Origin of the sequence: Vibrio sp. FE10 (genome assembly GCF_030297155.1) — a bacterium.
Lineage (GTDB): Bacteria > Pseudomonadota > Gammaproteobacteria > Enterobacterales > Vibrionaceae > Vibrio > Vibrio apostichopi.
The window spans coordinates 3,416,479-3,437,367 of record NZ_AP028067.1; the positions used below are offsets into that span (position 1 = coordinate 3,416,479).

Genomic DNA, 20,889 nt, shown 5'->3' on the forward strand with positions numbered 1-20,889 from the left:
ATGGAGTCCATCATGAGAAAACTATTAACTATGGTCATGCTACTTGTTAGCCCTTACGTATTTGCCGCCGATGAAATCTACACCGGCTTCTTTAGCAGCAAGGCGCTCGATGGCTACGACACTGTGGCTTATTTCACTTCAGGTGAGCCCATTGAAGGCAGTAAAAAATTCAGCACAGAGTACAAAGGCGCGGACTGGTATTTCTCTTCTGAAAAGAATCTGACTTTATTTGTTAATAATCCTGAAAAATATGCACCTCAATATGGTGGCTATTGCGCTTGGGCTGTTTCAGCAAAAAGTGACTTTGCACCCGGAGACCCTAATCAATGGACAATTGTTGATAACAAGCTTTACCTCAACTACGACCAAGAGATTAAACAGCGTTGGGAACAAGACCGAGCACAACATATTCAAAAAGCCGACACCGTTTGGCCGCAATTGATCAAATAAGGGAATAACCATGACATTCACTCCAGCTAAACATATCCCTGCGGCATTTATCGCGTTTGTGTTCATTCAGTCGCTGTTTTTTAAGTTCACAGGTTCATACGAGACAGAACATATCTTTGGCACCTTGGCGACATGGTCTGGCCTGAGTTGGTTCGGTTCATTTGGCGGCTACATGATTGGGGGCGCTGAATTGATTGCTGCCATTTTGTTGTTTACTCGTTGGCATGGCCTGGGTGCCATCATGAGCGTGGGAATTATGAGTGGCGCGATTTTCTTCCATCTGTTTACGCCACTCGGTATTCAAATGCCTGAGTTTAATGCAGCGGGTGAAATTGTCGGTTATGACGGTGGATTACTGTTTGGTATGGCATGCCTAGTGTGGTTATGCGGTGCATTTTTAAGTGTGAAAGATTTCAAGAATCAAGACGGTTTCCTAAACAACTTTAGTCAATAAGGTAGCTTCATTATGATTGATAGTCCTTTTCGTTTACCACGTTACACGCCTTTTGGTTTAGGTGAGTCTGTTGTCGAGTGGGCAACTGGGCTATCTAAGCTAGACAAGCTCTATCAAGATAGACCTGATGAGTTATCTAGCTTTGAATTCATGCATCACACCCTGTCGGCATTGAATATCGACTATTCTGTTTCAGCAGGCGCCACTGATAATATCCCTGAAGAAGGGCCAGTAGTCATTGTGGCTAACCACCCGCTTGGCGCGATTGAAGGTGTGATCCTTGCTGATCTCGTAGGATCGGTAAGGAAAGATGTGAAGGTGTTAGCGAATGAGTTACTCAAGCGACTGCCTGAACTGGACGATCTTTTCATCGGAGTCGATGTCTTTAATAGTAAAGAATCGAAACGAACCAACGCTAAAGCGATTCGAGATGCCAATCGTCATTTAGCCGACGGTGGGCTGTTGATTGTGTTCCCTGCGGGCGAAGTATCGAGTTACCGTAAAGGCGCAAAAACACTTACAGACATCGAATGGAGCAAATCGGTTGCCAAGTTCGTCAAACGTCATCAAGCCACCACAGTGCCTATCTTTATCAATGGTAAAAACAGTGAGCTTTTCTATCAAGCTGGCCGTGTCCATCCGCTATTAAGAACGGCTCTACTCGGGCGTGAACTTCTGAATAAACAAGCGACCACCATCTCTATCTCTATTGGCTCATCGATTCCGTATTCGGAGATAAAGTCGTTTGAACAAGAGATGGATATCGTCAACTATCTGCGACTCAATACCTATCTGATGAGTCAACAAGATAGCCCTAGCACAGCAGCCCATGCCCCCTCTTTTGACACTCAAGTGATAGCACCAATCTCACCAGAAGTATTGTCCATCGAGATTAGCTCGCTCCCTGAAGAGATGAAACTGCTCGAGCAAGGTGACTTCGAAGTCTACTGTACACCAAGCCAGTCGATCCCCAATTTAATGCGAGAGATTGGTCGAGTCAGAGAAGAGAGCTTTCGAGAAGTGGGAGAAGGCAGCGGGCTTGCCTGTGATTTGGATGAGTATGACCTTTACTACCATCAACTCTTTGTGTGGAACAAAGCCAAGGCTGAACTGGTCGGGGCGTACCGACTTGGTATGGTCGACAAGTTAATCGCAGAACATGGGCTTGACCAGCTCTACTCTCGAAGTTTGTTTAACTACAATCAAGAATTCATCGATACCCTAGATAACAGTATCGAACTTGGGCGTTCTGTAGTGAGCAAACCTTATCAAAAGAGCCTTAACTCACTGTTACTATTATGGAAAGGAATCGCGGCCTTCGTGTATCGTCATCCTCAATACACCCATCTATTCGGTCCAGTCAGTATCAGTAATGATTACAGCCATAATGCTCGTCTGTTGATCGCGACGACCTTATCGATACACCATTATGACGAAGAAAAGGCGAATTTGGTGTCTCCTTCGTCACCACTCAATACCAGTAATCATGTGTTCTGGCAGAATCACCTGTTATCGTCATTGGCGAGTGTTCCTCTGCTCTCTAAAGTGTTAGCACGTATGGAGCAAGGAAAAGGCCTACCAGTACTACTGCGCCAGTATCTAGGGATGAATGGTAAATTGGTATGCTTTAACGTCGACCCATCATTTAATGATGCTCTAGATGGCTTGATTGTGGTGAACCTTAAGAAAGTACCATTGAAAACCTTAGGCAAGTATATGGGTAGAGAACTCGCTCAAGACTATCTAGAGCAACACGCTCGACGCTGATTTAGCCCGCCCTGTACCTATACTCAAATAAGTGCGATGATTTCGACACTTATTTGGGTTAGGTTATTTCCATGCACACCTCGTTTATCGAACAACTACAAAGCTTCGACTTCTCTGAAAGTCAGATTGAATCTCTATTAGCCGTCGCAAAACCGCTTGAGCTACCAACCAGACACATCCTGATCAATCAAGGTGAAATGGCGAGTTCAATCTACTTTGTACTTGAAGGCTTGTGCCACGCTTGCTACCTCACTAATGACGGTAAGCAATACAGCAAAGAGTTCTACTGGGAACAAGATTGGATCATCGGCTTTGAGAGTTTGATAAAGAACCAAGCGTCACCTTACCTATTAGAAACGCTCACACCAATTACTATGTTAGAACTGCCAATGAACGCGGTTATCGAGTGGCGCGCATCAAACAACCCTTTGTATTTAAAGCTGTTAGAAACTCAGCTGATGCATAAGGAAAACAAAGAACGCTTTATGCTGCTCTATACTCCAGAGCAACGCTATCAACTTTTCTGCGAACATTATCCCGACCTTGAACAGCGCTTGAACGACAATCAAATTGCCGCTTACCTAGGAATAACCGCGATCAGTCTGAGCAGAATTAAAGGTCGAATTAACAATAGTTAATGCCAACAATCATCGCACATAGTACATTCAGAGCATCGATAACCTCTGGATGTAAACATGATCACTTGGCACTCAATTCCCTTCTCTGAACTTTCAACACAACAGCTTTATCAACTACTTAAATTACGAGTAGATGTGTTCGTCGTTGAGCAAAATTGCCCTTATCCAGAGCTCGATGGTAAAGATACACTCGCAGGTGTTGAACACTTGCTTGGCTATGCTGATGAAGAGTTAGTGGCGTGTGCACGCTTGTTACCACCAGGAACTTCTTACGACAACACGAGCATCGGCCGAGTGGCGACCAAGCAATCAGCAAGAGGTGATGGCTTGGGTCATCAATTGATCAAAGAAGCGTTAACACGCTGTGAGACCCTTTGGCCTAGCAAAACCATTAATATTGGCGCGCAACAACACCTAGAAAACTTCTATGCAAGTCACGGGTTCGAAACTATCTCTGAGATGTATCTGGAAGACGATATTCCGCACGTTGATATGAGATTAGAGAAGTAATGTCGAATATCACTGTCGGTATCCTATTGCTGATTGCAGGCAACCTTTTTGCCTCGCTTTCCGACGTAGCGGTAAAACTGTTGAATGGCGAAGTGCCACCTCTTCAGTATATTTTTTTCCGACAGTTGATATCCCTGCTCATCATCACCCCTTTGTGGCTACAGCAGAAAAAGGAACAACGACGCTTACAGCAAGCTAAAGTGACCTTTATTCGAGGACAACTGATCCTAATCGGCAGTGGATGCATGGTTGTCGCGATTACTCATTTATCTTTGGCCACCGCCAACGCCGTATTTTACGTCGCCCCCCTGTTGATGCTGCCTTTATCGATGTTTCTACTCAAAGAGCAACCCGCACTGGGTAAGGTGATAGCAACAACCATCGGCTTCATTGGCGCACTGATAGTTTTGAGGCCATCACAATTTCATTGGGCAGCATTGTTTGCATTAGGTACAGCCCTTACTCTCGCACTATTTAATGTATTAGTAAGAAAGCTTCCTAGTGAACAAACGGTGGTCACTACGCTGTGGTGGACAACCTTATTCTCTATTCCAGCCTCATTAGTAATGTGTTTCTTATACTGGCAGCCGGTGTCGGTGGAGCATTTGGGATACATAGCATTAAGTGCGACGCTAATCTTAAGCTATAACGGACTTGCGGTTGCTGCCTACCAAAAAGCGCATTCGAGCCAAATAGCCTTGGCTGAATACTCAGGCTTAGTGTTTGTCGCAATAATAGGCGCGATATGGTTTGATGAGATTCCAGATACATTAACCTTTATCGGAATTATGCTCATCATCTTACCGCTAGCCCCTTTCAAGCGACCAAAAAAAAGAGCTAATCATTAGCTCTTTTCTATCGACTATCTGTATCTGGTGTAACGCTTTAACACAGGCTCAGTATCGAACTACTTACTACGGCCAAAGCCACCATCTGACAATCGGAAAAACATCACCGAAGTGTTGCCTTTCTCTAGCTGCAGAATATCCAGTTGCCCAGTTTCAGCTAGCTTGAATCTAACCAGCTGGCCTTTGCGAATCTGACTAAGTGGTTTGTCTGCCCCTTCAATACGCACTAGCGCGTTCAAGTCAGACAACGGTAAGTCGTTATTTCGAAAAACCTGCGCTAACGTATCCCCTTGCTTCACAAGATACTCCTGCCAGTTGTTGTTACTCGGCTCTGATGAACTGCTCTTGGCATTTTGCTGTTCGCTTAAGCCAACAGTGTTTATCTCAAGCTCAACGCGCGATGTTGTTGGCGTAGCGTCTACTTTAGGTTCTGGTAGCGGCACAAAAAGTAAGATTAATACGATCGGAGAAATCACCATCAACAGTCTCTGGTGCAATTTCGGCAATGATCCCCAAGTTTGCACTGTTGAGGTTTTCATTTTCTTGATATCGATCGAGCTAAATTTCTCTTTGACCTGATTCAGTCGATCCTTAAACTCTGCTAAGTGGTCTACTTTCTGTTTTTTCTTTTGACGACGATTCATGCCACTGCGTCCTATACATTGAATAACTACAGTATAAAAACCAAAGTACCAACAGTATAGATCTTTCCGCTACAACAGAGACCAAAGCAAGAAAATTGACATAGCTGTGATTTGGACACGGTAAAGCGTAAGTGATCAGGGGTTAGCCGTTTATTCAGGCTGCTAATACTGGTATTCTTACCCTTTTCGTACTGACAAAAAGAGTGACTTTTCATGTCTGAAGTAAAATTTGAAACTGTAGAGCAAAAAGCTAGCTACGGTATCGGTCTACAAATGGGCCAACAACTTGCTGGTTCTGGTCTTGAAGGCCTAAACGTTGACGCAATCGCTGCTGGTATCGCAACAGCTCTAGTTGGTGACATGCCAGCTATCGAAGTTGACGAAATCAACAACGCACTACAAGAGCTACACACTCGTGGTGAAGCTGCACGTCAAGAACTAGCTAAAGCTGCAGCTGCTGACGGCGAAGCTTTCCTATCTGACAACGCTCTTCGTTCAGAAGTAACTGTTCTTGAGTCTGGTCTTCAGTACGAAGTACTAACTGAAGGTACTGGCGAAATCCCTACTGCAGACAAGCAAGTACGTGTTCACTACCACGGCGAACTAACTGACGGTACTGTTTTTGACAGCTCTGTATCTCGCGGTCAACCTGCTGAATTCCCAGTAACTGGCGTAATTCAAGGTTGGGTACAAGCTCTACAGATGATGCCTGTTGGCTCTAAGTGGAAGCTATACATCCCTCAAGACCTAGCATACGGTGAGCGTGGCGCAGGCGCTGCAATCCCACCATTTGCTGCTCTAGTATTTGAAGTAGAACTTCTAGCTATTCTTTAATTTTTATAAAAACCTTTAGTAAAACAAAAAACTATAGGCAAATAAAATTAAAATAATCCAACGGCGATGTGACTACATCGCCGTTTTTCGTTTATAGTGAATAGGTCGATTACTTTATTACTTAAGGAAGAATAATGAAGAAAATACTCATCACTATGCTCAGCAGCCTTGCTGTAGTCTCTTGCGCTAGCACGAGCGATTCTGAACAAACCAGTTCATCATCAGATACCAACTATTCCCAATTATCACAAACTGCACTGATGGCAGCGGTGAATATGTGGTCTCAACAAAATGAAACAACACCTCTTGCTGATACCGTTGCTGACCAAGCGTCTGTAACAAGCGATCAAGCGATCGGCGGAATTGGTTCAATGTTGGCGCTTGCACAAAATTCACTTGGCTCTGCCGACAATAAAGAACTCGCGTCGCTTATCCCTGGGATGTCTTCACTTGAATCTACTGGCTTATCATCAGTTCTAAGCTCACAAGGTGCCGTAGAAAGCGCTTTTTCAGGTTTAGGAATGGATTCGTCAATGATTACAACATTCGCACCAATCATTCTTCAAACACTTCAATCTCAAGGTGCAACCAGCGGATTGATGGATTCACTTGCAGCTATTTGGCAGTAGGCCTTCGCGATTAGCGATTAGCGATTAGTAGAATATTGTAAGGGCACTTCGGTGCTCTTTTTTGTGCGCGCAAGAAAGGGATACGAGATATTTTTGAATAATGGAGCAGAGAAGGCAAGAATAAATGCCAAACATCATGGTGCAAGTTTAATTATCTAAAGGCACGAAGTCCAGATACAAAAAAGCCGAGCTAATGCTCGGCTTTTGTATTAAGAATCTAGTATAGATTACTCAGCAGCTTCTTCAGCAGCTGGGCGGTCTACAAGCTCAATGTAAGCCATTGGAGCTTTATCACCAGTACGGAAACCACATTTAAGAATGCGAGTGTAACCACCTTGGCGAGCCGCGAAACGCGGGCCTAGTTCATTAAATAGTTTTGCCACAACTTCGTTATCACGAGTGCGAGCAAATGCAAGACGACGGTTAGCAACACTGTCTGTCTTAGCTAGGGTAATCAACGGCTCAATTACGCGACGTAGTTCTTTTGCTTTAGGCACGGTAGTTTTAATAACTTCGTGACGAACAAGAGAGCTAGCCATGTTGCTGAACATCGCTTTGCGATGACTGCTGTTGCGGTTGAGTTGACGACCACTTTTACGATGGCGCATGACCTAATCCTTCTAACTTTTCGATTAATCTTCAGCGATTGACGCTGGTGGCCAGTTTTCTAGGCGCATGCCTAGAGAAAGACCACGTGAAGCAAGCACATCTTTAATCTCTGTAAGAGATTTCTTACCAAGGTTTGGCGTTTTAAGTAGCTCAACCTCAGTGCGCTGTACAAGATCACCGATGTAGTGAATCGCTTCTGCTTTCAAACAGTTAGCAGAGCGAACTGTTAGTTCAAGATCGTCTACAGGACGCAGTAGGATAGGATCGAATTCTGGCTTCTCTTCCTTCTCCTCAGGTACACGTACATCACGAAGATCTACGAACGCATCCAGTTGTTCAGCTAAAATAGTAGCTGCACGACGGATTGCTTCCTCAGGTTCAAGAGTACCGTTCGTTTCCATATCGATAACAAGCTTGTCTAAGTCAGTACGTTGTTCTACACGTGCCGCTTCTACAGCGTAGGCGATTTTATCGACCGGGCTGTAAGTTGCGTCAACAAGTAGACGACCGATTGGACGCTCATCTTCTTCAGTATGGATACGAGCTGAAGCTGGAACGTAACCACGACCACGTTCAACTTTGATACGCATAGCGATCTCAGCGTTGTCATCCGTTAGGTGACAAATAACGTGCTCAGGGTTAGCGATCTCTACATCACCATCGTGGGTGATGTCACCTGCAACAACAGGGCCTGAGCCTGATTTGTTCAGTGTAATAAACACTTCATCTTTGCCTTCAGCAACGCGTACAGCCAAACCTTTAAGGTTTAGAAGGATTTCTAGGATATCTTCCTGAACGCCTTCTTTAGTGCTGTATTCGTGTAGCACACCTTCGATTTCAACTTCTGTTACGGCACAACCCGGCATAGAAGATAGAAGAATGCGGCGAAGAGCATTACCTAGAGTGTGGCCGAAACCGCGCTCTAATGGCTCAAGAGTTACTTTCGCGTGTGTCGTATTGATCTGTTCAATGTCAACAAGACGCGGCTTAAGAAATTCTGTTACAGAACCCTGCATTGTGTCCTCTCTTTTTTTAACCTTACTTAGAGTAAAGTTCGACGATCAAGTGTTCATTGATGTCAGCTGATAGGTCAGAACGCTCAGGCATACGCTTGAATGTACCTTCCATCTTGCTAGCATCTACTTCAATCCAAGTTGGCTTTTCACGTTGTTCAGCAACTTCTAGAGCCGCTTTAATACGAGATTGCTGTTTAGCTTTCTCGCGGATAGAAACAACGTCGTTTGCCGCTACTTTGAAAGAAGGAACGTTTACAACTTTACCGTTAACTAGAATAGACTTGTGGCTAACTAGTTGACGAGATTCAGCACGAGTAGCGCCGAAGCCCATACGGTAAACTACGTTATCAAGACGACCTTCAAGAAGCTGAAGCAGGTTTGCACCTGTGTTGCCTTTAAGACGTGCAGCTTCTTTGTAGTAGTTGCGGAATTGTTTTTCTAGAACGCCGTAAATACGACGAACTTTTTGCTTCTCACGAAGCTGAACGCCATACTCAGATAGACGACCGCGACGAGCGCCGTGTACACCTGGTGCGTTATCAATTTTACACTTGGTATCGATCGCACGGACACCAGACTTAAGGAATAAGTCAGTACCTTCGCGACGGCTAAGCTTCAGCTTAGGACCCAAATATCTTGCCATGATCTTTCTCCAATATTCCTAGAAACGAAACTTAAACGCGACGTTTCTTAGGTGGACGACAACCGTTATGAGGGATTGGTGTCGCATCAACAATGTTAGTGATACGGAAACCAGCAGCGTTCAGTGCACGAACAGTAGATTCGCGACCTGGACCTGGACCCTTAACCATAACTTCCAAGTTCTTTAGGCCATATTCTTTAGCCATTTCACCACAACGCTCAGCTGCAACTTGTGCTGCGAACGGAGTAGATTTACGAGAACCACGGAAACCTGAACCACCAGCTGTAGCCCATGCAAGAGCGTTGCCTTGACGGTCAGTGATAGTTACGATTGTGTTGTTGAAAGAAGCATGGATGTGCGCTACGCCATCAGCTACTTGCTTGCGTACGCGCTTACGCGCGCGAGTTGGTTGTTTTGCCATTGTACTCTACCTTATCCGACTATTTCTTGATCGGCTTGCGCGGACCCTTACGGGTGCGAGCGTTGGTTTTAGTACGCTGTCCACGTAGTGGTAGACTGCGACGATGACGAAGACCGCGGTAACAGCCAAGGTCCATAAGACGCTTGATGTTCATCGATACTTCACGACGTAGATCACCTTCTACAGTGTACTTAGCTACACCATCACGCAGTTGATCGATCTGCTCTTCAGTTAGTTCACTGATCTTAGCATCTTCAGCAATACCCACTTCAGCTAGAATAGCTTGAGAGCGAGTTTTACCGATACCGTAAATTGCAGTAAGTGCAATTACAGAATGCTTATGATCAGGAATGTTAATGCCGGCTATACGGGCCATTATTCACTCCTAAGGGGTTCATAAAAGAATTATCCGCAGCAAAGCCCGTGATGGATACGCTGCGGCATACTACTTCTTTTGCACGCAAAAGGTAGGCCGAGGAATATACTCGACTCTACCTTGTATTTCAAGTAAAAATTTCTGCTAATTAGCCTTGGCGTTGCTTATGCTTTGGCTCACTGCAAATCACGCGAACGACACCGTTACGCTTGATAACTTTACAGTTACGGCAGATTTTTTTAACGGAAGCACGAACTTTCATTGCTAAACTCCGTAATGGAATCTAAATGCTACAACCGGATTAACGGCCGTAACCTTTAAGATTCGCTTTCTTTAACACAGAATCATACTGTTGTGACATCAGATGAGTCTGTACCTGTGCCATGAAATCCATGATAACAACCACTACGATTAGTAGGGATGTGCCGCCAAAGTAGAAACGAACGTTCCACGCGACCATCATGAACTCAGGAATCAGACATATAAAAGTAATGTATAGAGCGCCCGCAAGGGTTAGTCTAGTCATCACTTTATCGATATATTTCGCTGTCTGCTCACCTGGGCGGATACCGGGTACGAATGCACCAGACTTCTTCAAGTTATCAGCTGTTTCACGTGGGTTAAACACCAACGCTGTATAGAAGAAACAGAAGAAGATTATAGCTGCTGCATAAAGCATTACATACAAAGGTTGACCTGGGCTAAGAGCTAATGACACGTCAGTTAACCAACCGAACGCGCTGCTTTCACCATTTTGACCGAACCATTGCGCTAATGTTCCTGGGAACAAAATAATACTTGATGCAAAAATCGCTGGTATAACACCTGCCATATTAATCTTAAGTGGCAAATGAGAACTTTGTGCTGCAAACACTTTACGACCTTGTTGACGCTTCGCATAGTTAACGACGATACGACGTTGACCACGCTCCATGAAAACTACGAAGTAAATTACAGCAAAAGACAATACCGCGATAAACAACAGAAGAAGCACATGCAATTCACCTTGACGCGCTTGCTCGATTGTTTGACCGATTGCAGAAGGCAATCCAGCAACAATACCTGCAAAAATCAGAATGGAAATACCATTACCGATTCCTCGCTCAGTGATTTGTTCACCTAACCACATCAAAAACATGGTACCAGTTACTAAACTCACGGTAGCAATAAGCGTAAACATGGTTTGGTTGATAACAACCAGATTGTCGACCATGTTTGGTAAGCCTGTTGCGATACCAATAGCTTGGAATGTTGCAAGTACAAGCGTGCCGTAGCGTGTATATTGGCTTATCTTACGACGGCCTGCTTCACCCTCTTTCTTGAGTTCCGCTAACGCTGGATGAACTACAGTTAGCAATTGGACTACGATCGATGCCGAAATGTACGGCATGATACCCAATGCTAATATAGATGCACGCTCAAGAGCACCACCGGAGAACATGTTAAACATTTCTACGATGGTACCTTTTTGCTGATCGAACAAATCGGCAAGTACAGCTGCGTCAATACCAGGGATCGGCACAAAAGAGCCGGCTCGGAATACTAAAAGTGCACCAATTACGAATAACAAGCGCGACTTTAATTCACTTAAGCCGCTCTGAGCACTACGAAAATCTTTTCCTGGTTTCTTAGCCATCTGTACCTCGTTCCTCGAGATTATTCCTCGATTTTACCGCCTGCAGCTTCGATTGCAGCTTTAGCGCCTTTAGTCACGCGTAGACCTTTAACAGTCACAGCTTTGCTTAGGTCACCAGAAAGAACGATCTTAACAAACTCGATGTTCTTAGTGATAACGTTAGCAGCTTTAAGGCTGTTAAGATCAACTACGTCACCTGTTACTTTCGCTAGCTCAGCTAGACGAACTTCAGCAGACACTAGGCTCTTACGAGAAGTGAAACCGAATTTAGGTAGACGTTGTTTTAGAGGCATTTGACCGCCTTCAAAACCTGGACGAACAGAGCCGCCAGAACGTGACTTTTGACCTTTGTGACCGCGGCCACCTGTTTTACCAAGGCCAGAACCGATACCACGACCTACACGCTTCTTAGAAGGTTTAGAGCCAGCAGCCGGTGATAGAGTATTCAAACGCATTCTGATTACTCCTCAATCTTAACCATGTAGTAAACCTTGTTGATCATACCGCGTACGCACGGTGTATCTTCAAGTTCTACTGTATGGTTGATGCGACGAAGACCTAGACCTTTAAGACACGCTTTGTGCTTAGGTAGGCGACCAATTGAGCTTTTAGTTTGAGTTACTTTAATAGTTGCCATCGTGTTCTTACTCCGAAATAGATTCAACAGTTAGACCACGTTTAGCAGCAACCATTTCTGGTGACTTAACGTCTACTAGAGCACCAATCGTTGCGCGAACAACGTTGATTGGGTTCGTTGAACCGTATGCTTTAGAAAGTACGTTATGTACGCCTGCAACTTCAAGTACGGCACGCATTGCACCACCGGCAATAACACCTGTACCTTCAGCAGCTGGCTGCATGTAAACTTTAGAGCCCGAATGACGACCTTTCACCGGGTGGTGAAGAGTGCCTTCGTTAAGCGCAACAGTAACCATGTTACGACGCGCTTTTTCCATTGCTTTTTGAATCGCAGCAGGTACTTCACGAGCTTTGCCGTAACCGAAACCTACGCGACCATTACCGTCACCAACTACTGTTAGTGCAGTGAAGCTCATGATTCGACCACCTTTAACCGTCTTAGATACACGGTTAACAGCGATCAGCTTTTCTTGCAAATCATTAGCTTGTTGTTGTTCTTTAGCCATCTTCCAACCCTACCTTAGAATTTCAGACCAGCTTCGCGAGCAGAATCTGCTAGCGCCGCTACTCGACCGTGGTATTGGAAACCAGAACGATCAAATGCAACTGTAGCTACGCCTTTTTCAAGAGCGCGCTCAGCAACAGCTTTACCAACTGCTTTAGCTGCATCAACGTTACCAGTGTTCTTAACTTGCTCACGGATCGCTTTTTCTACAGTAGAAGCAGCTGCGATAACCTCAGAGCCGTTTGCCGAGATAACTTGAGCGTAAACGTGGCGAGGAGTACGGTGTACTACCAAGCGAGTTGCGCCAAGTTCTGCAATCTTACGACGTGCACGTGTAGCACGACGGATGCGAGATGCTTTCTTATCCATAGTGATACCTTACTTCTTCTTAGCTTCTTTAGTACGCACATTTTCATCTGCGTAACGAACACCTTTGCCTTTGTAAGGCTCAGGAGCACGGTAAGAACGAATGTCAGCCGCAACTTGACCTACTACTTGCTTATCGCAACCAGTAATGATGATCTCAGTTTGGCTAGGGCACTCAGCTTTAATACCTTCAGGTAGAGCGTGCTCTACTGGGTGAGAAAAACCAAGAGTTAGAGCTACAGTATTGCCTTTCATAGCAGCACGGTAACCAACACCCTTAAGAGTTAGCTTCTTAGTGAAGCCCTCAGTAACACCCACAACCATGTTATTAACTAGAGCGCGAGCTGTACCAGCCTGTGCCCATGCGTTACTAACGCCTTCTTTCGGACCGAAAGTAAGGTTGGTTTCTTCCTGTGCAATAACTACGGCGCTGTTAAGAACGCGAGTAAGCTCACCTTTGCTACCTTTTACAGTAACTTCTTGGCCGTTTAGTTTCACCTCTACGCCAGCTGGAATAGCGACAGGTGCTTTAGCAACACGAGACATAATCTACTCCTTAAGCTACGTAACAGATGATTTCACCGCCAAGACCTGCTTTACGAGCAGCACGGTCAGACATCAGACCCTTGGAAGTAGAAACAACTGCAATACCAAGACCACCCATCACTGTAGGTAAAGAGTCTTTATTTTTATAAACTCTTAGACCAGGACGTGATACACGCTTGATTTGCTCGATTACAGGTTTAGCTTGGAAGTACTTAAGAGTAACTTCTAGCTCAGGTTTTGCTTCGCCGTCAACAGCGAAGTCTACGATGTAACCTTCAGCTTTAAGTAATGCAGCAATTGCAACTTTAAGCTTTGAAGAAGGCATTTTTACAGCAACTTTGTTTGCTGCCTGACCGTTGCGAACGCGGGTCAGCATATCCGAAATCGGATCTTGCATGCTCATAAGATTTACTCCAAATGATTAAGTGGCAATTACCAGCTAGCCTTACGAAGACCCGGAATCTCGCCTTTCATGCAAGCTTCGCGAACCTTAATACGGCTTAGACCGAATTTACGTAGGTAACCGTGTGGACGACCAGTTTGGTTGCAACGGTTGCGCTGACGTGATGCACTTGAATCACGTGGAAGAGATTGCAGTTTAAGAACCGCATTCCAACGATCTTCTTCAGATGCGTTTACATCGCTAATGATAACTTTTAGCGCAGAACGCTTTTCAGCGAACTTAACTACTAGTTTTGCACGTTTAGCTTCACGTGCTTTCATTGATTGTTTAGCCATAACAGTAACCCTACCCTTACTTACGGAATGGGAAGTTAAAGGCAGCCAGCAGAGCTCGGCCTTCCTCATCGGATCCCGCAGATGTCGTGATAGTAATATCAAGACCGCGGACACGATCGACTTTATCGTAGTCGATTTCCGGAAAGATGATTTGCTCGCGAACGCCCATGCTGTAGTTACCGCGTCCGTCAAAAGACTTAGCGCTAACACCACGGAAATCACGTACACGTGGAAGTGCGATAGAGATTAAACGCTCTAAAAATTCCCACATGCGCTCACCACGCAAGGTTACTTTACAACCGATTGGGTAGCCTTCACGAATTTTGAAACCAGCTACAGATTTACGCGCTTTAGTGATAAGTGGCTTTTGACCAGAGATCGTTGCCATATCAGCTGCTGCGTTTTCTAGCAGTTTCTTATCGTTGATTGCTTCACCAACGCCCATGTTTAGGGTGATTTTCTCAATCCTAGGGACTTGCATGACGCTTGTGTAGCTGAACTCTTTGGTAAGCTCAGCGACTACAGACGACTTGTAGTAATCATGCAGTTTCGCCATAGTAGAACTCCAAATTACTTCTAATTAGTTAGAAACAGTTTCGCCGTTAGATTTGAAGAAACGAACTTTCTTGCCATCTTCGATACGGAAACCGATACGGTCTGCTTTACCAGTAGCCGTGTTAAAGACTGCAACGTTAGAAGCATCAATAGCTGCTTCCTGTTCAACGATGCCACCTTGTTGACCTAGAGCCGGAACCGGCTTTTGGTGTTTTTTAACAAGATTGATGCCTTCAACAACAACTTTACCAGTTGTCAGAACCTTAGTTACTTTACCTTTCTTGCCTTTATCTTTACCAGCAAGAATGATTACTTCGTCATTACGACGGATTTTAGCTGCCATGTTGCCGCTCCTTACAGAACTTCAGGTGCTAGTGATACAATCTTCATGAATTTCGCGTTACGAAGTTCACGAGTCACAGGACCAAAGATACGTGTGCCGACTGGTTGCTCAGTAGTGTCATTTAACAATACACAAGCATTACTGTCGAAGCGAATGACAGAACCGTCTGGGCGACGAACGCCTTTACGGGTGCGCACTACTACCGCCTTCAGAACATCACCTTTCTTTACTTTACCGCGAGGAATCGCTTCCTTCACTGTAACCTTGATGACGTCACCGATATGTGCATAACGGCGGTGAGAGCCACCCAGAACCTTAATACACATTACCTTGCGCGCGCCAGAGTTATCTGCTGCGTCAAGTGTACTTTGCATCTGGATCATTGTTAGTGCTCCGCTAAATATTAAAACTAGACCCTCTCGGGTCGGGCTGCCTCTTTAAAAGGGACGCGAATTGTACCACCCTTTTTTTAAATTGGGTAGACAAAAAACAAGCGGCTCCAAAAAATTATTTGGAGCCGCTTTAAGTTATAGAATTACAAAGATTAAATCTTCGCCTTTTCTAGAACTTTAACCAATGTCCAAGACTTAGTCTTAGACAGAGGACGACACTCAGCGATTTCAACTTTGTCGCCTAGGCCACAAGTGTTGTCTTCGTCGTGTGCGTGTACTTTAGTCGTGCGTTTGATGAACTTACCGTAAATTGGGTGTTTTACAGTACGCTCAATAGCAACAACGATAGACTTGTCCATCTTGTCACTTACTACACGGCCTTGCTGGATGCGGTTAGTTTCGCTCATTATGCGCCTGCCTTTTCAGTCAAAACAGTTTTCACACGTGCGATGTCACGGCGTACAGCTTTTAGAGTATGAGTTTGCTGTAGTTGACCAGTTGCAGCTTGCATGCGCAAGTTAAACTGTTCACGTAGCAAATTCAATAGCTCAGCGTTAAGCTCTTCAACGTTCTTTTCGCGTAGATCTTGTGCTTTCATCACATCACCTGCTTAGTTACAAAAGTAGTTTTAACAGGCAGTTTACGTGCCGCTAGGCGGAACGCTTCACGTGCCAACTCTTCAGGTACGCCATTCATCTCGTACATAACTTTGCCTGGTTGGATTTGAGCAACCCAGTACGCAACTGAACCTTTACCTTTACCTTGACGAACTTCAAGAGGCTTTTCAGTAATCGGTTTGTCTGGGAACACACGGATCCAGATTTGACCTTGACGCTTAATGTGACGTGTCATAGCACGACGTGCCGCTTCGATTTGACGTGCAGTCAGACGACCACGGCCAACAGCTTTAAGACCGAATTCGCCGAAGCTCACTTCAGTACCTTTAGCTAGGCCACGGTTACGACCAGTCATAACCTTGCGGAACTTAGTACGTTTTGGTTGTAGCATCGTTCGACTCCTTACTTACGGCCTTTACGCTGCTTCTTAGGCTTATCGCCTTTAGGCTCTACTGCGTTAGCAGCTGGCATACCGCCTAGAATCTCACCTTTGAAGATCCAAACTTTAATGCCGATCACACCGTATTGAGTGTGAGCCGAAGAAGTTGCGTAATCAATGTCTGCACGTAGAGTGTGTAGAGGCACACGGCCTTCACGGTACCACTCTGAACGTGCGATTTCAGCGCCGCCAAGACGGCCGCCTACTTGTACTTTGATGCCTTTAGCGCCTAGACGCATAGCATTTTGTACCGCACGCTTCATTGCACGACGGAACATAACACGACGCTCTAGTTGAGACGCGATGCTATCAGCTACAAGCTGACCATCTAACTCAGGTTTACGTACTTCAGCGATGTTAATTTGCGCTGGTACACCTGCGATTTTAGCTACAGCTGCACGTAGTTTCTCTACGTCTTCACCTTTCTTACCGATAACAACGCCAGGGCGAGCAGTGTGAATAGTCACACGGATGCTCTTAGCTGGACGCTCGATAACGATACGAGATAATGATGCTTTTTGTAGTTCCTTAGTAAGGAACTGACGTACCTTGAAGTCGCCGTCTAGGTTGTCAGCGAATTCGTTGGTATTAGCAAACCATGTAGCATTCCAAGGCTTAACGATGCCAAGACGAATACCATTAGGATGTACTTTCTGACCCATTGCTTAATCTCCTAGTCTTTAGCGATCTGCTACAACAATAGTGATGTGGCTTGAACGCTTCAAGATACGATCCGCACGACCTTTAGCACGAGGCATAATGCGCTTCATGATAGGGCCCTCATCTACGAAGATTTTAGCGACATTTAGATCGTCGATATCTGCACCTTCGTTATGTTCCGCGTTAGCGATAGCTGACTCAAGAACTTTCTTAACTAGTACAGCAGCTTTTTTGTTGCTGAAAGTTAGAATTTCTAGAGCCTGGTCTACCGACTTACCGCGAATTTGGTCTGCAACTAAGCGAGCTTTCTGTGGAGAAATACGAGCAAAGTTATGTTTAGCTAAAGCTTCCATCATCTACTCCTTATTTCTTCTTAGCTTTCTTATCTGCAGCATGACCGCGATAAGTACGAGTTGGTGCAAATTCGCCCAGTTTGTGACCGATCATTTCTTCGGTAACGAAAACTGGAACGTGCTGACGACCATTATGGACAGCGATGGTCAAACCAATCATTGTTGGGATGATCATTGAGCGACGGGACCAAGTCTTAATAGGCTTTTTGTCTCCGCTTTCCACCGCTTTCTCTACCTTCTTCAGCAAGTGTAGGTCAATAAAAGGACCTTTCTTGAGAGAACGTGGCATGGCGATTCCTCTTTATAGATTATTTATTACGACGACGTACGATGTACTTGTCAGTGCGTTTGTTCTTACGAGTCTTGAAGCCCTTAGTAGGAACGCCCCAAGGAGAAACTGGGTGACGACCACCAGATGTGCGGCCTTCACCACCACCATGTGGGTGATCCACCGGGTTCATTACTACACCACGTACGGTTGGACGTACGCCGCGCCAGCGTGAAGCACCAGCTTTACCAAGTTCACGTAGCATATGCTCAGAGTTACCAACTTCACCGATCGTTGCACGACCTTCAGAAAGTACTTTGCGCATCTCACCAGAACGTAGACGGATAGTTACGTATGCACCATCGCGAGCGATGATTTGTACATATGCACCAGCCGAACGAGCTAGTTGAGCACCTTTACCAGGCTTAAGTTCAACACAGTGTACAGTAGAACCTACTGGGATGTTGCGCATCGGCAGAGTGTTACCTGCTTTGATTGGCGCATCAGAACCAGATTGAATCTGGTCACCTGCGTTAACACCTTTAGGTGCAATGATGTAACGACGCTCACCGTCTGCGTACAGAACTAGAGCGATGTTAGCACTACGGTTTGGATCGTATTCTAAACGCTCAACTTTCGCTGGGATACCGTCTTTAGTACGTTTGAAGTCAATCAAACGGTAATGGTGCTTATGACCACCACCGATGTGACGTACTGTGATACGACCGTTGTTGTTACGACCACCGTTCTTAGAGTTTTTCTCTAGAAGTGGTGCGTATGGCTTACCCTTGTGCAGGTCAGCGTTAACAACTTTAACGACGTGACGACGACCAGGGGAAGTCGGCTTACATTTAACAATAGCCATTTTTACTACTCCTGTTATTCCGCGCCGCCAACGAAGTCAAGATCTTGACCTTCTTTCAAAGTAACGTAGGCTTTTTTCACGTCTGAACGACGGCCTTCACGCATACCTTGACGTTTGGTCTTACCCTTTTGTACAAGAGTATTTACTGACTTAACTTCAACTTCAAATAGCTTTTCTACAGCTGCTTTGATCTCTTTCTTAGTTGCATCTTTAGCTACTTTGAAAACGATAGTGTTCGCTTTCTCAGCCGCCATAGTTGCTTTTTCAGAGATGTGCGGAGCACGTAGAACTTTTAAGATACGTTCTTCAGTGATCATGCTAGCATCTCCTCAACTTGCTTAACTGCGTCAGCAGTCATTAGAACCTTGTCGAATGCAATTAGAGATACTGGATCAATACCAGCAACGTCACGTGCGTCAACTTTGTACAGGTTACGAGCAGCTAAGAATAGATTTTCATCTACTTCGCCAGTTACAATCAGAACGTCGTTAAGCTGAAGCTCATTAAGCTTAGCTAAAAGTTCTTTTGTTTTTGGTGCTTCTACAGAGAAGTTATCAACAACGATTAGACGCTCTTGACGAATCAACTCAGAAAGAATGCTTTTCATAGCACCGCGGTACATTTTCTTGTTAACTTTTTGGCTGTGATCTTGTGGTTTCGCAGCAAAAGTAACACCACCTGTACGCCAGATTGGGCTACGAATTGTACCAGCACGTGCACGGCCAGTACCTTTTTGGCGCCATGGCTTAGCACCGCCGCCTGATACTTCAGAACGAGTCTTTTGAGCACGAGTACCTTGACGAGCACCTGCTGCATACGCAACAACTACTTGATGTACTAGAGCTTCGTTAAAGTCACGTCCGAAAGTAGTCTCGGAAACAGTTAGTGCATCAGCACCTTTAACCATCAATTCCATTACTTACTCCTAGACGTTATGCTTTAACAGCAGGTTTTACGATCACGTTACCGCCTGTTGAGCCTGGTACTGCACCTTTAATAAGGAGTAGATTGCGCTCAGCGTCAACACGTACGATCTCTAGGTTTTGAGTCGTTACACGCTCAGCACCCATGTGACCTGCCATTTTCTTGCCTTTAAACACGCGGCCTGGAGTTTGACATTGGCCAATTGAACCCGGTGCGCGGTGAGACAAAGAGTTACCGTGAGTCATATCTTGAGTAGAGAAGTTCCAACGCTTGATAGCGCCTTGGAAGCCTTTACCTTTAGATGTACCAGTAACGTCTACTTTTTTAATTTCGTTGAAAAGTTCTACGTTTAGCTCAGCGCCAACTTCAAACTCTTCGCCGTTTTCTAAACGGAATTCCCAAAGACCGCGACCTGCTTCAACACCCGCTTTCGCGAAGTGACCAGCTTCAGGTTTAGTTACACGGTTAGCTTTCTTAGCACCAGTAGTTACTTGGATTGCTGCGTAGCCGTCTGTCTCAAGAGTTTTAACTTGAGAAATACGGTTCGCTTCAACCTCAACAACAGTTACTGGGATAGAAACGCCTTCTTCGGTAAATACGCGGGTCATACCCACTTTACGTCCGACTAGACCAATCATTATTCTTATCTCCCTTAACCTAGGCTGATTTGAACATCAACGCCAGCTGCAAGATCAAGACGCATTAGAGCATCAACAGTTTTATCTGTTGGCTCAACGATGTCGATCAAACGCTTGTGAGTACGAATTTCGTACTGGTCACGTGCATCTTTGTTGACGTGTGGAGAGGTAAGAACAGTGAAACGCTCTTTACGAGTAGGAAGTGGAATAGGACCACGAACCTGTGCGCCAGTACGTTTTGCTGTTTCAACGATTTCCGCAGTTGAAGCATCGATTAACTTGTAATCAAACGCTTTAAGGCGGATACGAATACGTTGGTTCTGCATGAGACAGAGCTCCAATTATTAATAATTACACAAACAATATCGCCACTCAAACTCGAAAGAACGAGAGAATGCCGATTGATTTATGTGAAACCGTAGCATCCAAAATCAGGACGCATTGTCAGTTAACTTTTGAAGTAAACACAAGGTTTACTATTTTTATTAACCGCGAACATAAGCTGAGTATACATTACTAGGTAAGACCTACTCCTCAGTGCTCATTGGTTCACAAACCGGCGTTAG

At 45.1% G+C, this 20,889-nt stretch carries 37 protein-coding genes; 8 read left to right on the forward strand and 29 right to left on the reverse strand.

Features of this window, described 5'->3' with window-relative positions:
* Window positions 1-12: 12 nt before the first annotated feature.
* The 6 genes from QUF19_RS15270 (at window position 13) to QUF19_RS15295 (ending at window position 4,667) form a co-directional block, all read left to right on the forward strand.
* Window positions 13-450 carry a YHS domain-containing (seleno)protein gene (locus tag QUF19_RS15270; RefSeq protein ID WP_286294826.1) on the forward strand — a complete coding sequence of 146 codons (438 nt, stop codon included), beginning with the start codon at window positions 13-15 and terminating at the stop codon, window positions 448-450.
* 10 nt (window positions 451-460) lie between these two features.
* Entirely contained in the window at window positions 461-904 is a 444-nt protein-coding gene (locus QUF19_RS15275; protein ID WP_286294827.1) for a hypothetical protein, read from the forward strand.
* Between the two features lie 12 nt (window positions 905-916).
* The gene (locus QUF19_RS15280) at window positions 917-2,671 is read left to right on the forward strand and encodes a bifunctional lysophospholipid acyltransferase family protein/GNAT family N-acetyltransferase (RefSeq protein WP_286294828.1); all 1,755 of its coding nucleotides are present in this window, start codon (window positions 917-919) and stop codon (window positions 2,669-2,671) included.
* 71 nt (window positions 2,672-2,742) lie between these two features.
* The gene (locus QUF19_RS15285; RefSeq protein ID WP_004735262.1) at window positions 2,743-3,309 is read left to right on the forward strand and encodes a Crp/Fnr family transcriptional regulator; all 567 of its coding nucleotides are present in this window, start codon (window positions 2,743-2,745) and stop codon (window positions 3,307-3,309) included.
* A gap of 57 nt (window positions 3,310-3,366) precedes the next feature.
* Window positions 3,367-3,819 (forward strand): GNAT family N-acetyltransferase, encoded by a 453-nt coding sequence (locus tag QUF19_RS15290; protein WP_286294829.1) that lies wholly within the window; start codon window positions 3,367-3,369, stop codon window positions 3,817-3,819.
* Window positions 3,819-4,667, forward strand: a complete 849-nt coding sequence (locus tag QUF19_RS15295; RefSeq protein ID WP_286294830.1) for a DMT family transporter — start codon at window positions 3,819-3,821, stop codon at window positions 4,665-4,667. Before QUF19_RS15290 ends, QUF19_RS15295 begins: the two co-directional genes overlap by 1 nt.
* A 59-nt stretch (window positions 4,668-4,726) precedes the next feature.
* On the opposite strand, the gene QUF19_RS15300 is transcribed toward QUF19_RS15295, so the two are convergent.
* Entirely contained in the window at window positions 4,727-5,311 is a 585-nt protein-coding gene (locus QUF19_RS15300) for a LysM-like peptidoglycan-binding domain-containing protein (protein ID WP_286294832.1), read from the reverse strand.
* A gap of 213 nt (window positions 5,312-5,524) precedes the next feature.
* On the opposite strand from QUF19_RS15300, the gene bamJ reads away from it, so the two are divergent.
* Together bamJ and QUF19_RS15310 are read left to right on the forward strand one after the other, a co-directional pair.
* Entirely contained in the window at window positions 5,525-6,145 is a 621-nt protein-coding gene (gene bamJ / locus QUF19_RS15305) for a BamJ family beta-barrel-assembly machinery protein (protein ID WP_017107729.1), read from the forward strand.
* Window positions 6,146-6,279: 134 nt separating this feature from the next.
* Entirely contained in the window at window positions 6,280-6,774 is a 495-nt protein-coding gene (locus tag QUF19_RS15310; RefSeq protein WP_102438099.1) for a DUF2780 domain-containing protein, read from the forward strand.
* A gap of 227 nt (window positions 6,775-7,001) precedes the next feature.
* Here QUF19_RS15310 and rplQ read toward each other — a convergent pair whose 3' ends face one another.
* The 28 genes from rplQ to rpsJ all read right to left on the reverse strand — a co-directional run bounded on the left by rplQ (window position 7,002) and on the right by rpsJ (window position 20,649).
* Window positions 7,002-7,382 (reverse strand): 50S ribosomal protein L17, encoded by a 381-nt coding sequence (gene rplQ / locus QUF19_RS15315; RefSeq protein ID WP_004729812.1) that lies wholly within the window; start codon window positions 7,380-7,382, stop codon window positions 7,002-7,004.
* Between the two features lie 24 nt (window positions 7,383-7,406).
* Window positions 7,407-8,399 (reverse strand): DNA-directed RNA polymerase subunit alpha, encoded by a 993-nt coding sequence (locus QUF19_RS15320; RefSeq protein ID WP_004729813.1) that lies wholly within the window; start codon window positions 8,397-8,399, stop codon window positions 7,407-7,409.
* Window positions 8,400-8,421: 22 nt separating this feature from the next.
* The gene (gene rpsD, locus QUF19_RS15325; RefSeq protein ID WP_017076303.1) at window positions 8,422-9,042 is read right to left on the reverse strand and encodes a 30S ribosomal protein S4; all 621 of its coding nucleotides are present in this window, start codon (window positions 9,040-9,042) and stop codon (window positions 8,422-8,424) included.
* A gap of 31 nt (window positions 9,043-9,073) precedes the next feature.
* Window positions 9,074-9,463 carry a 30S ribosomal protein S11 gene (rpsK, locus tag QUF19_RS15330; RefSeq protein WP_004738778.1) on the reverse strand — a complete coding sequence of 130 codons (390 nt, stop codon included), beginning with the start codon at window positions 9,461-9,463 and terminating at the stop codon, window positions 9,074-9,076.
* 19 nt (window positions 9,464-9,482) lie between these two features.
* Window positions 9,483-9,839, reverse strand: coding sequence for a 30S ribosomal protein S13 (rpsM, locus tag QUF19_RS15335; protein ID WP_004738779.1), 357 nt, complete (start codon window positions 9,837-9,839; stop codon window positions 9,483-9,485).
* 148 nt (window positions 9,840-9,987) lie between these two features.
* Window positions 9,988-10,101 carry a 50S ribosomal protein L36 gene (rpmJ, locus tag QUF19_RS15340; protein WP_000868186.1) on the reverse strand — a complete coding sequence of 38 codons (114 nt, stop codon included), beginning with the start codon at window positions 10,099-10,101 and terminating at the stop codon, window positions 9,988-9,990.
* A 39-nt stretch (window positions 10,102-10,140) separates the two neighbouring features.
* Window positions 10,141-11,475: a preprotein translocase subunit SecY gene (gene secY / locus QUF19_RS15345; protein WP_004736759.1), complete on the reverse strand. Its 1,335-nt coding sequence runs from the start codon at window positions 11,473-11,475 to the stop codon at window positions 10,141-10,143.
* A 20-nt stretch (window positions 11,476-11,495) separates the two neighbouring features.
* Window positions 11,496-11,930 (reverse strand): 50S ribosomal protein L15, encoded by a 435-nt coding sequence (rplO, locus tag QUF19_RS15350; protein ID WP_004736758.1) that lies wholly within the window; start codon window positions 11,928-11,930, stop codon window positions 11,496-11,498.
* A gap of 5 nt (window positions 11,931-11,935) precedes the next feature.
* Window positions 11,936-12,112 carry a 50S ribosomal protein L30 gene (gene rpmD, locus QUF19_RS15355; protein ID WP_004736756.1) on the reverse strand — a complete coding sequence of 59 codons (177 nt, stop codon included), beginning with the start codon at window positions 12,110-12,112 and terminating at the stop codon, window positions 11,936-11,938.
* 7 nt (window positions 12,113-12,119) lie between these two features.
* On the reverse strand, window positions 12,120-12,620 hold the full coding sequence (rpsE, locus tag QUF19_RS15360) for a 30S ribosomal protein S5 (RefSeq protein ID WP_004736754.1): 501 nt from the start codon (window positions 12,618-12,620) through the stop codon (window positions 12,120-12,122).
* Window positions 12,621-12,634: 14 nt separating this feature from the next.
* The gene (gene rplR, locus QUF19_RS15365; RefSeq protein WP_017104678.1) at window positions 12,635-12,988 is read right to left on the reverse strand and encodes a 50S ribosomal protein L18; all 354 of its coding nucleotides are present in this window, start codon (window positions 12,986-12,988) and stop codon (window positions 12,635-12,637) included.
* Between the two features lie 9 nt (window positions 12,989-12,997).
* Window positions 12,998-13,531, reverse strand: coding sequence for a 50S ribosomal protein L6 (rplF, locus tag QUF19_RS15370; protein WP_065104204.1), 534 nt, complete (start codon window positions 13,529-13,531; stop codon window positions 12,998-13,000).
* Window positions 13,532-13,541: 10 nt separating this feature from the next.
* Window positions 13,542-13,934 (reverse strand): 30S ribosomal protein S8, encoded by a 393-nt coding sequence (gene rpsH / locus QUF19_RS15375; RefSeq protein ID WP_017104676.1) that lies wholly within the window; start codon window positions 13,932-13,934, stop codon window positions 13,542-13,544.
* 29 nt (window positions 13,935-13,963) lie between these two features.
* On the reverse strand, window positions 13,964-14,269 hold the full coding sequence (gene rpsN, locus QUF19_RS15380) for a 30S ribosomal protein S14 (RefSeq protein WP_004736747.1): 306 nt from the start codon (window positions 14,267-14,269) through the stop codon (window positions 13,964-13,966).
* 16 nt (window positions 14,270-14,285) lie between these two features.
* Window positions 14,286-14,825 carry a 50S ribosomal protein L5 gene (gene rplE, locus QUF19_RS15385; protein WP_004738790.1) on the reverse strand — a complete coding sequence of 180 codons (540 nt, stop codon included), beginning with the start codon at window positions 14,823-14,825 and terminating at the stop codon, window positions 14,286-14,288.
* Window positions 14,826-14,849: 24 nt separating this feature from the next.
* On the reverse strand, window positions 14,850-15,167 hold the full coding sequence (gene rplX, locus QUF19_RS15390) for a 50S ribosomal protein L24 (protein ID WP_017108547.1): 318 nt from the start codon (window positions 15,165-15,167) through the stop codon (window positions 14,850-14,852).
* Between the two features lie 11 nt (window positions 15,168-15,178).
* Window positions 15,179-15,550: a 50S ribosomal protein L14 gene (gene rplN, locus QUF19_RS15395; RefSeq protein WP_004736740.1), complete on the reverse strand. Its 372-nt coding sequence runs from the start codon at window positions 15,548-15,550 to the stop codon at window positions 15,179-15,181.
* 161 nt (window positions 15,551-15,711) lie between these two features.
* On the reverse strand, window positions 15,712-15,966 hold the full coding sequence (gene rpsQ / locus QUF19_RS15400) for a 30S ribosomal protein S17 (RefSeq protein WP_004736739.1): 255 nt from the start codon (window positions 15,964-15,966) through the stop codon (window positions 15,712-15,714).
* Window positions 15,966-16,157 carry a 50S ribosomal protein L29 gene (gene rpmC, locus QUF19_RS15405; protein WP_004736737.1) on the reverse strand — a complete coding sequence of 64 codons (192 nt, stop codon included), beginning with the start codon at window positions 16,155-16,157 and terminating at the stop codon, window positions 15,966-15,968. The genes rpsQ and rpmC overlap by 1 nt, the downstream gene beginning before the upstream one ends.
* Window positions 16,157-16,567 (reverse strand): 50S ribosomal protein L16, encoded by a 411-nt coding sequence (gene rplP, locus QUF19_RS15410; protein WP_004736736.1) that lies wholly within the window; start codon window positions 16,565-16,567, stop codon window positions 16,157-16,159. The genes rpmC and rplP overlap by 1 nt, the downstream gene beginning before the upstream one ends.
* An 11-nt stretch (window positions 16,568-16,578) precedes the next feature.
* Complete coding sequence (gene rpsC / locus QUF19_RS15415; RefSeq protein ID WP_004736734.1) at window positions 16,579-17,277, reverse strand: 30S ribosomal protein S3; 699 nt, start codon at window positions 17,275-17,277, stop codon at window positions 16,579-16,581.
* An 18-nt stretch (window positions 17,278-17,295) separates the two neighbouring features.
* Window positions 17,296-17,628 (reverse strand): 50S ribosomal protein L22, encoded by a 333-nt coding sequence (gene rplV / locus QUF19_RS15420; RefSeq protein WP_004736732.1) that lies wholly within the window; start codon window positions 17,626-17,628, stop codon window positions 17,296-17,298.
* 10 nt (window positions 17,629-17,638) lie between these two features.
* The gene (gene rpsS / locus QUF19_RS15425; protein WP_004736729.1) at window positions 17,639-17,917 is read right to left on the reverse strand and encodes a 30S ribosomal protein S19; all 279 of its coding nucleotides are present in this window, start codon (window positions 17,915-17,917) and stop codon (window positions 17,639-17,641) included.
* Window positions 17,918-17,936: 19 nt separating this feature from the next.
* Window positions 17,937-18,761, reverse strand: coding sequence for a 50S ribosomal protein L2 (gene rplB, locus QUF19_RS15430; RefSeq protein WP_017104674.1), 825 nt, complete (start codon window positions 18,759-18,761; stop codon window positions 17,937-17,939).
* Between the two features lie 14 nt (window positions 18,762-18,775).
* On the reverse strand, window positions 18,776-19,078 hold the full coding sequence (gene rplW / locus QUF19_RS15435) for a 50S ribosomal protein L23 (RefSeq protein ID WP_004738802.1): 303 nt from the start codon (window positions 19,076-19,078) through the stop codon (window positions 18,776-18,778).
* Window positions 19,075-19,677 (reverse strand): 50S ribosomal protein L4, encoded by a 603-nt coding sequence (gene rplD / locus QUF19_RS15440; protein ID WP_017104673.1) that lies wholly within the window; start codon window positions 19,675-19,677, stop codon window positions 19,075-19,077. Before rplD ends, rplW begins: the two co-directional genes overlap by 4 nt.
* A gap of 16 nt (window positions 19,678-19,693) precedes the next feature.
* Window positions 19,694-20,323: a 50S ribosomal protein L3 gene (rplC, locus tag QUF19_RS15445; RefSeq protein ID WP_004736763.1), complete on the reverse strand. Its 630-nt coding sequence runs from the start codon at window positions 20,321-20,323 to the stop codon at window positions 19,694-19,696.
* Between the two features lie 14 nt (window positions 20,324-20,337).
* Entirely contained in the window at window positions 20,338-20,649 is a 312-nt protein-coding gene (rpsJ, locus tag QUF19_RS15450) for a 30S ribosomal protein S10 (RefSeq protein WP_004736761.1), read from the reverse strand.
* Between the last annotated feature and the right edge of the window lie 240 nt (window positions 20,650-20,889).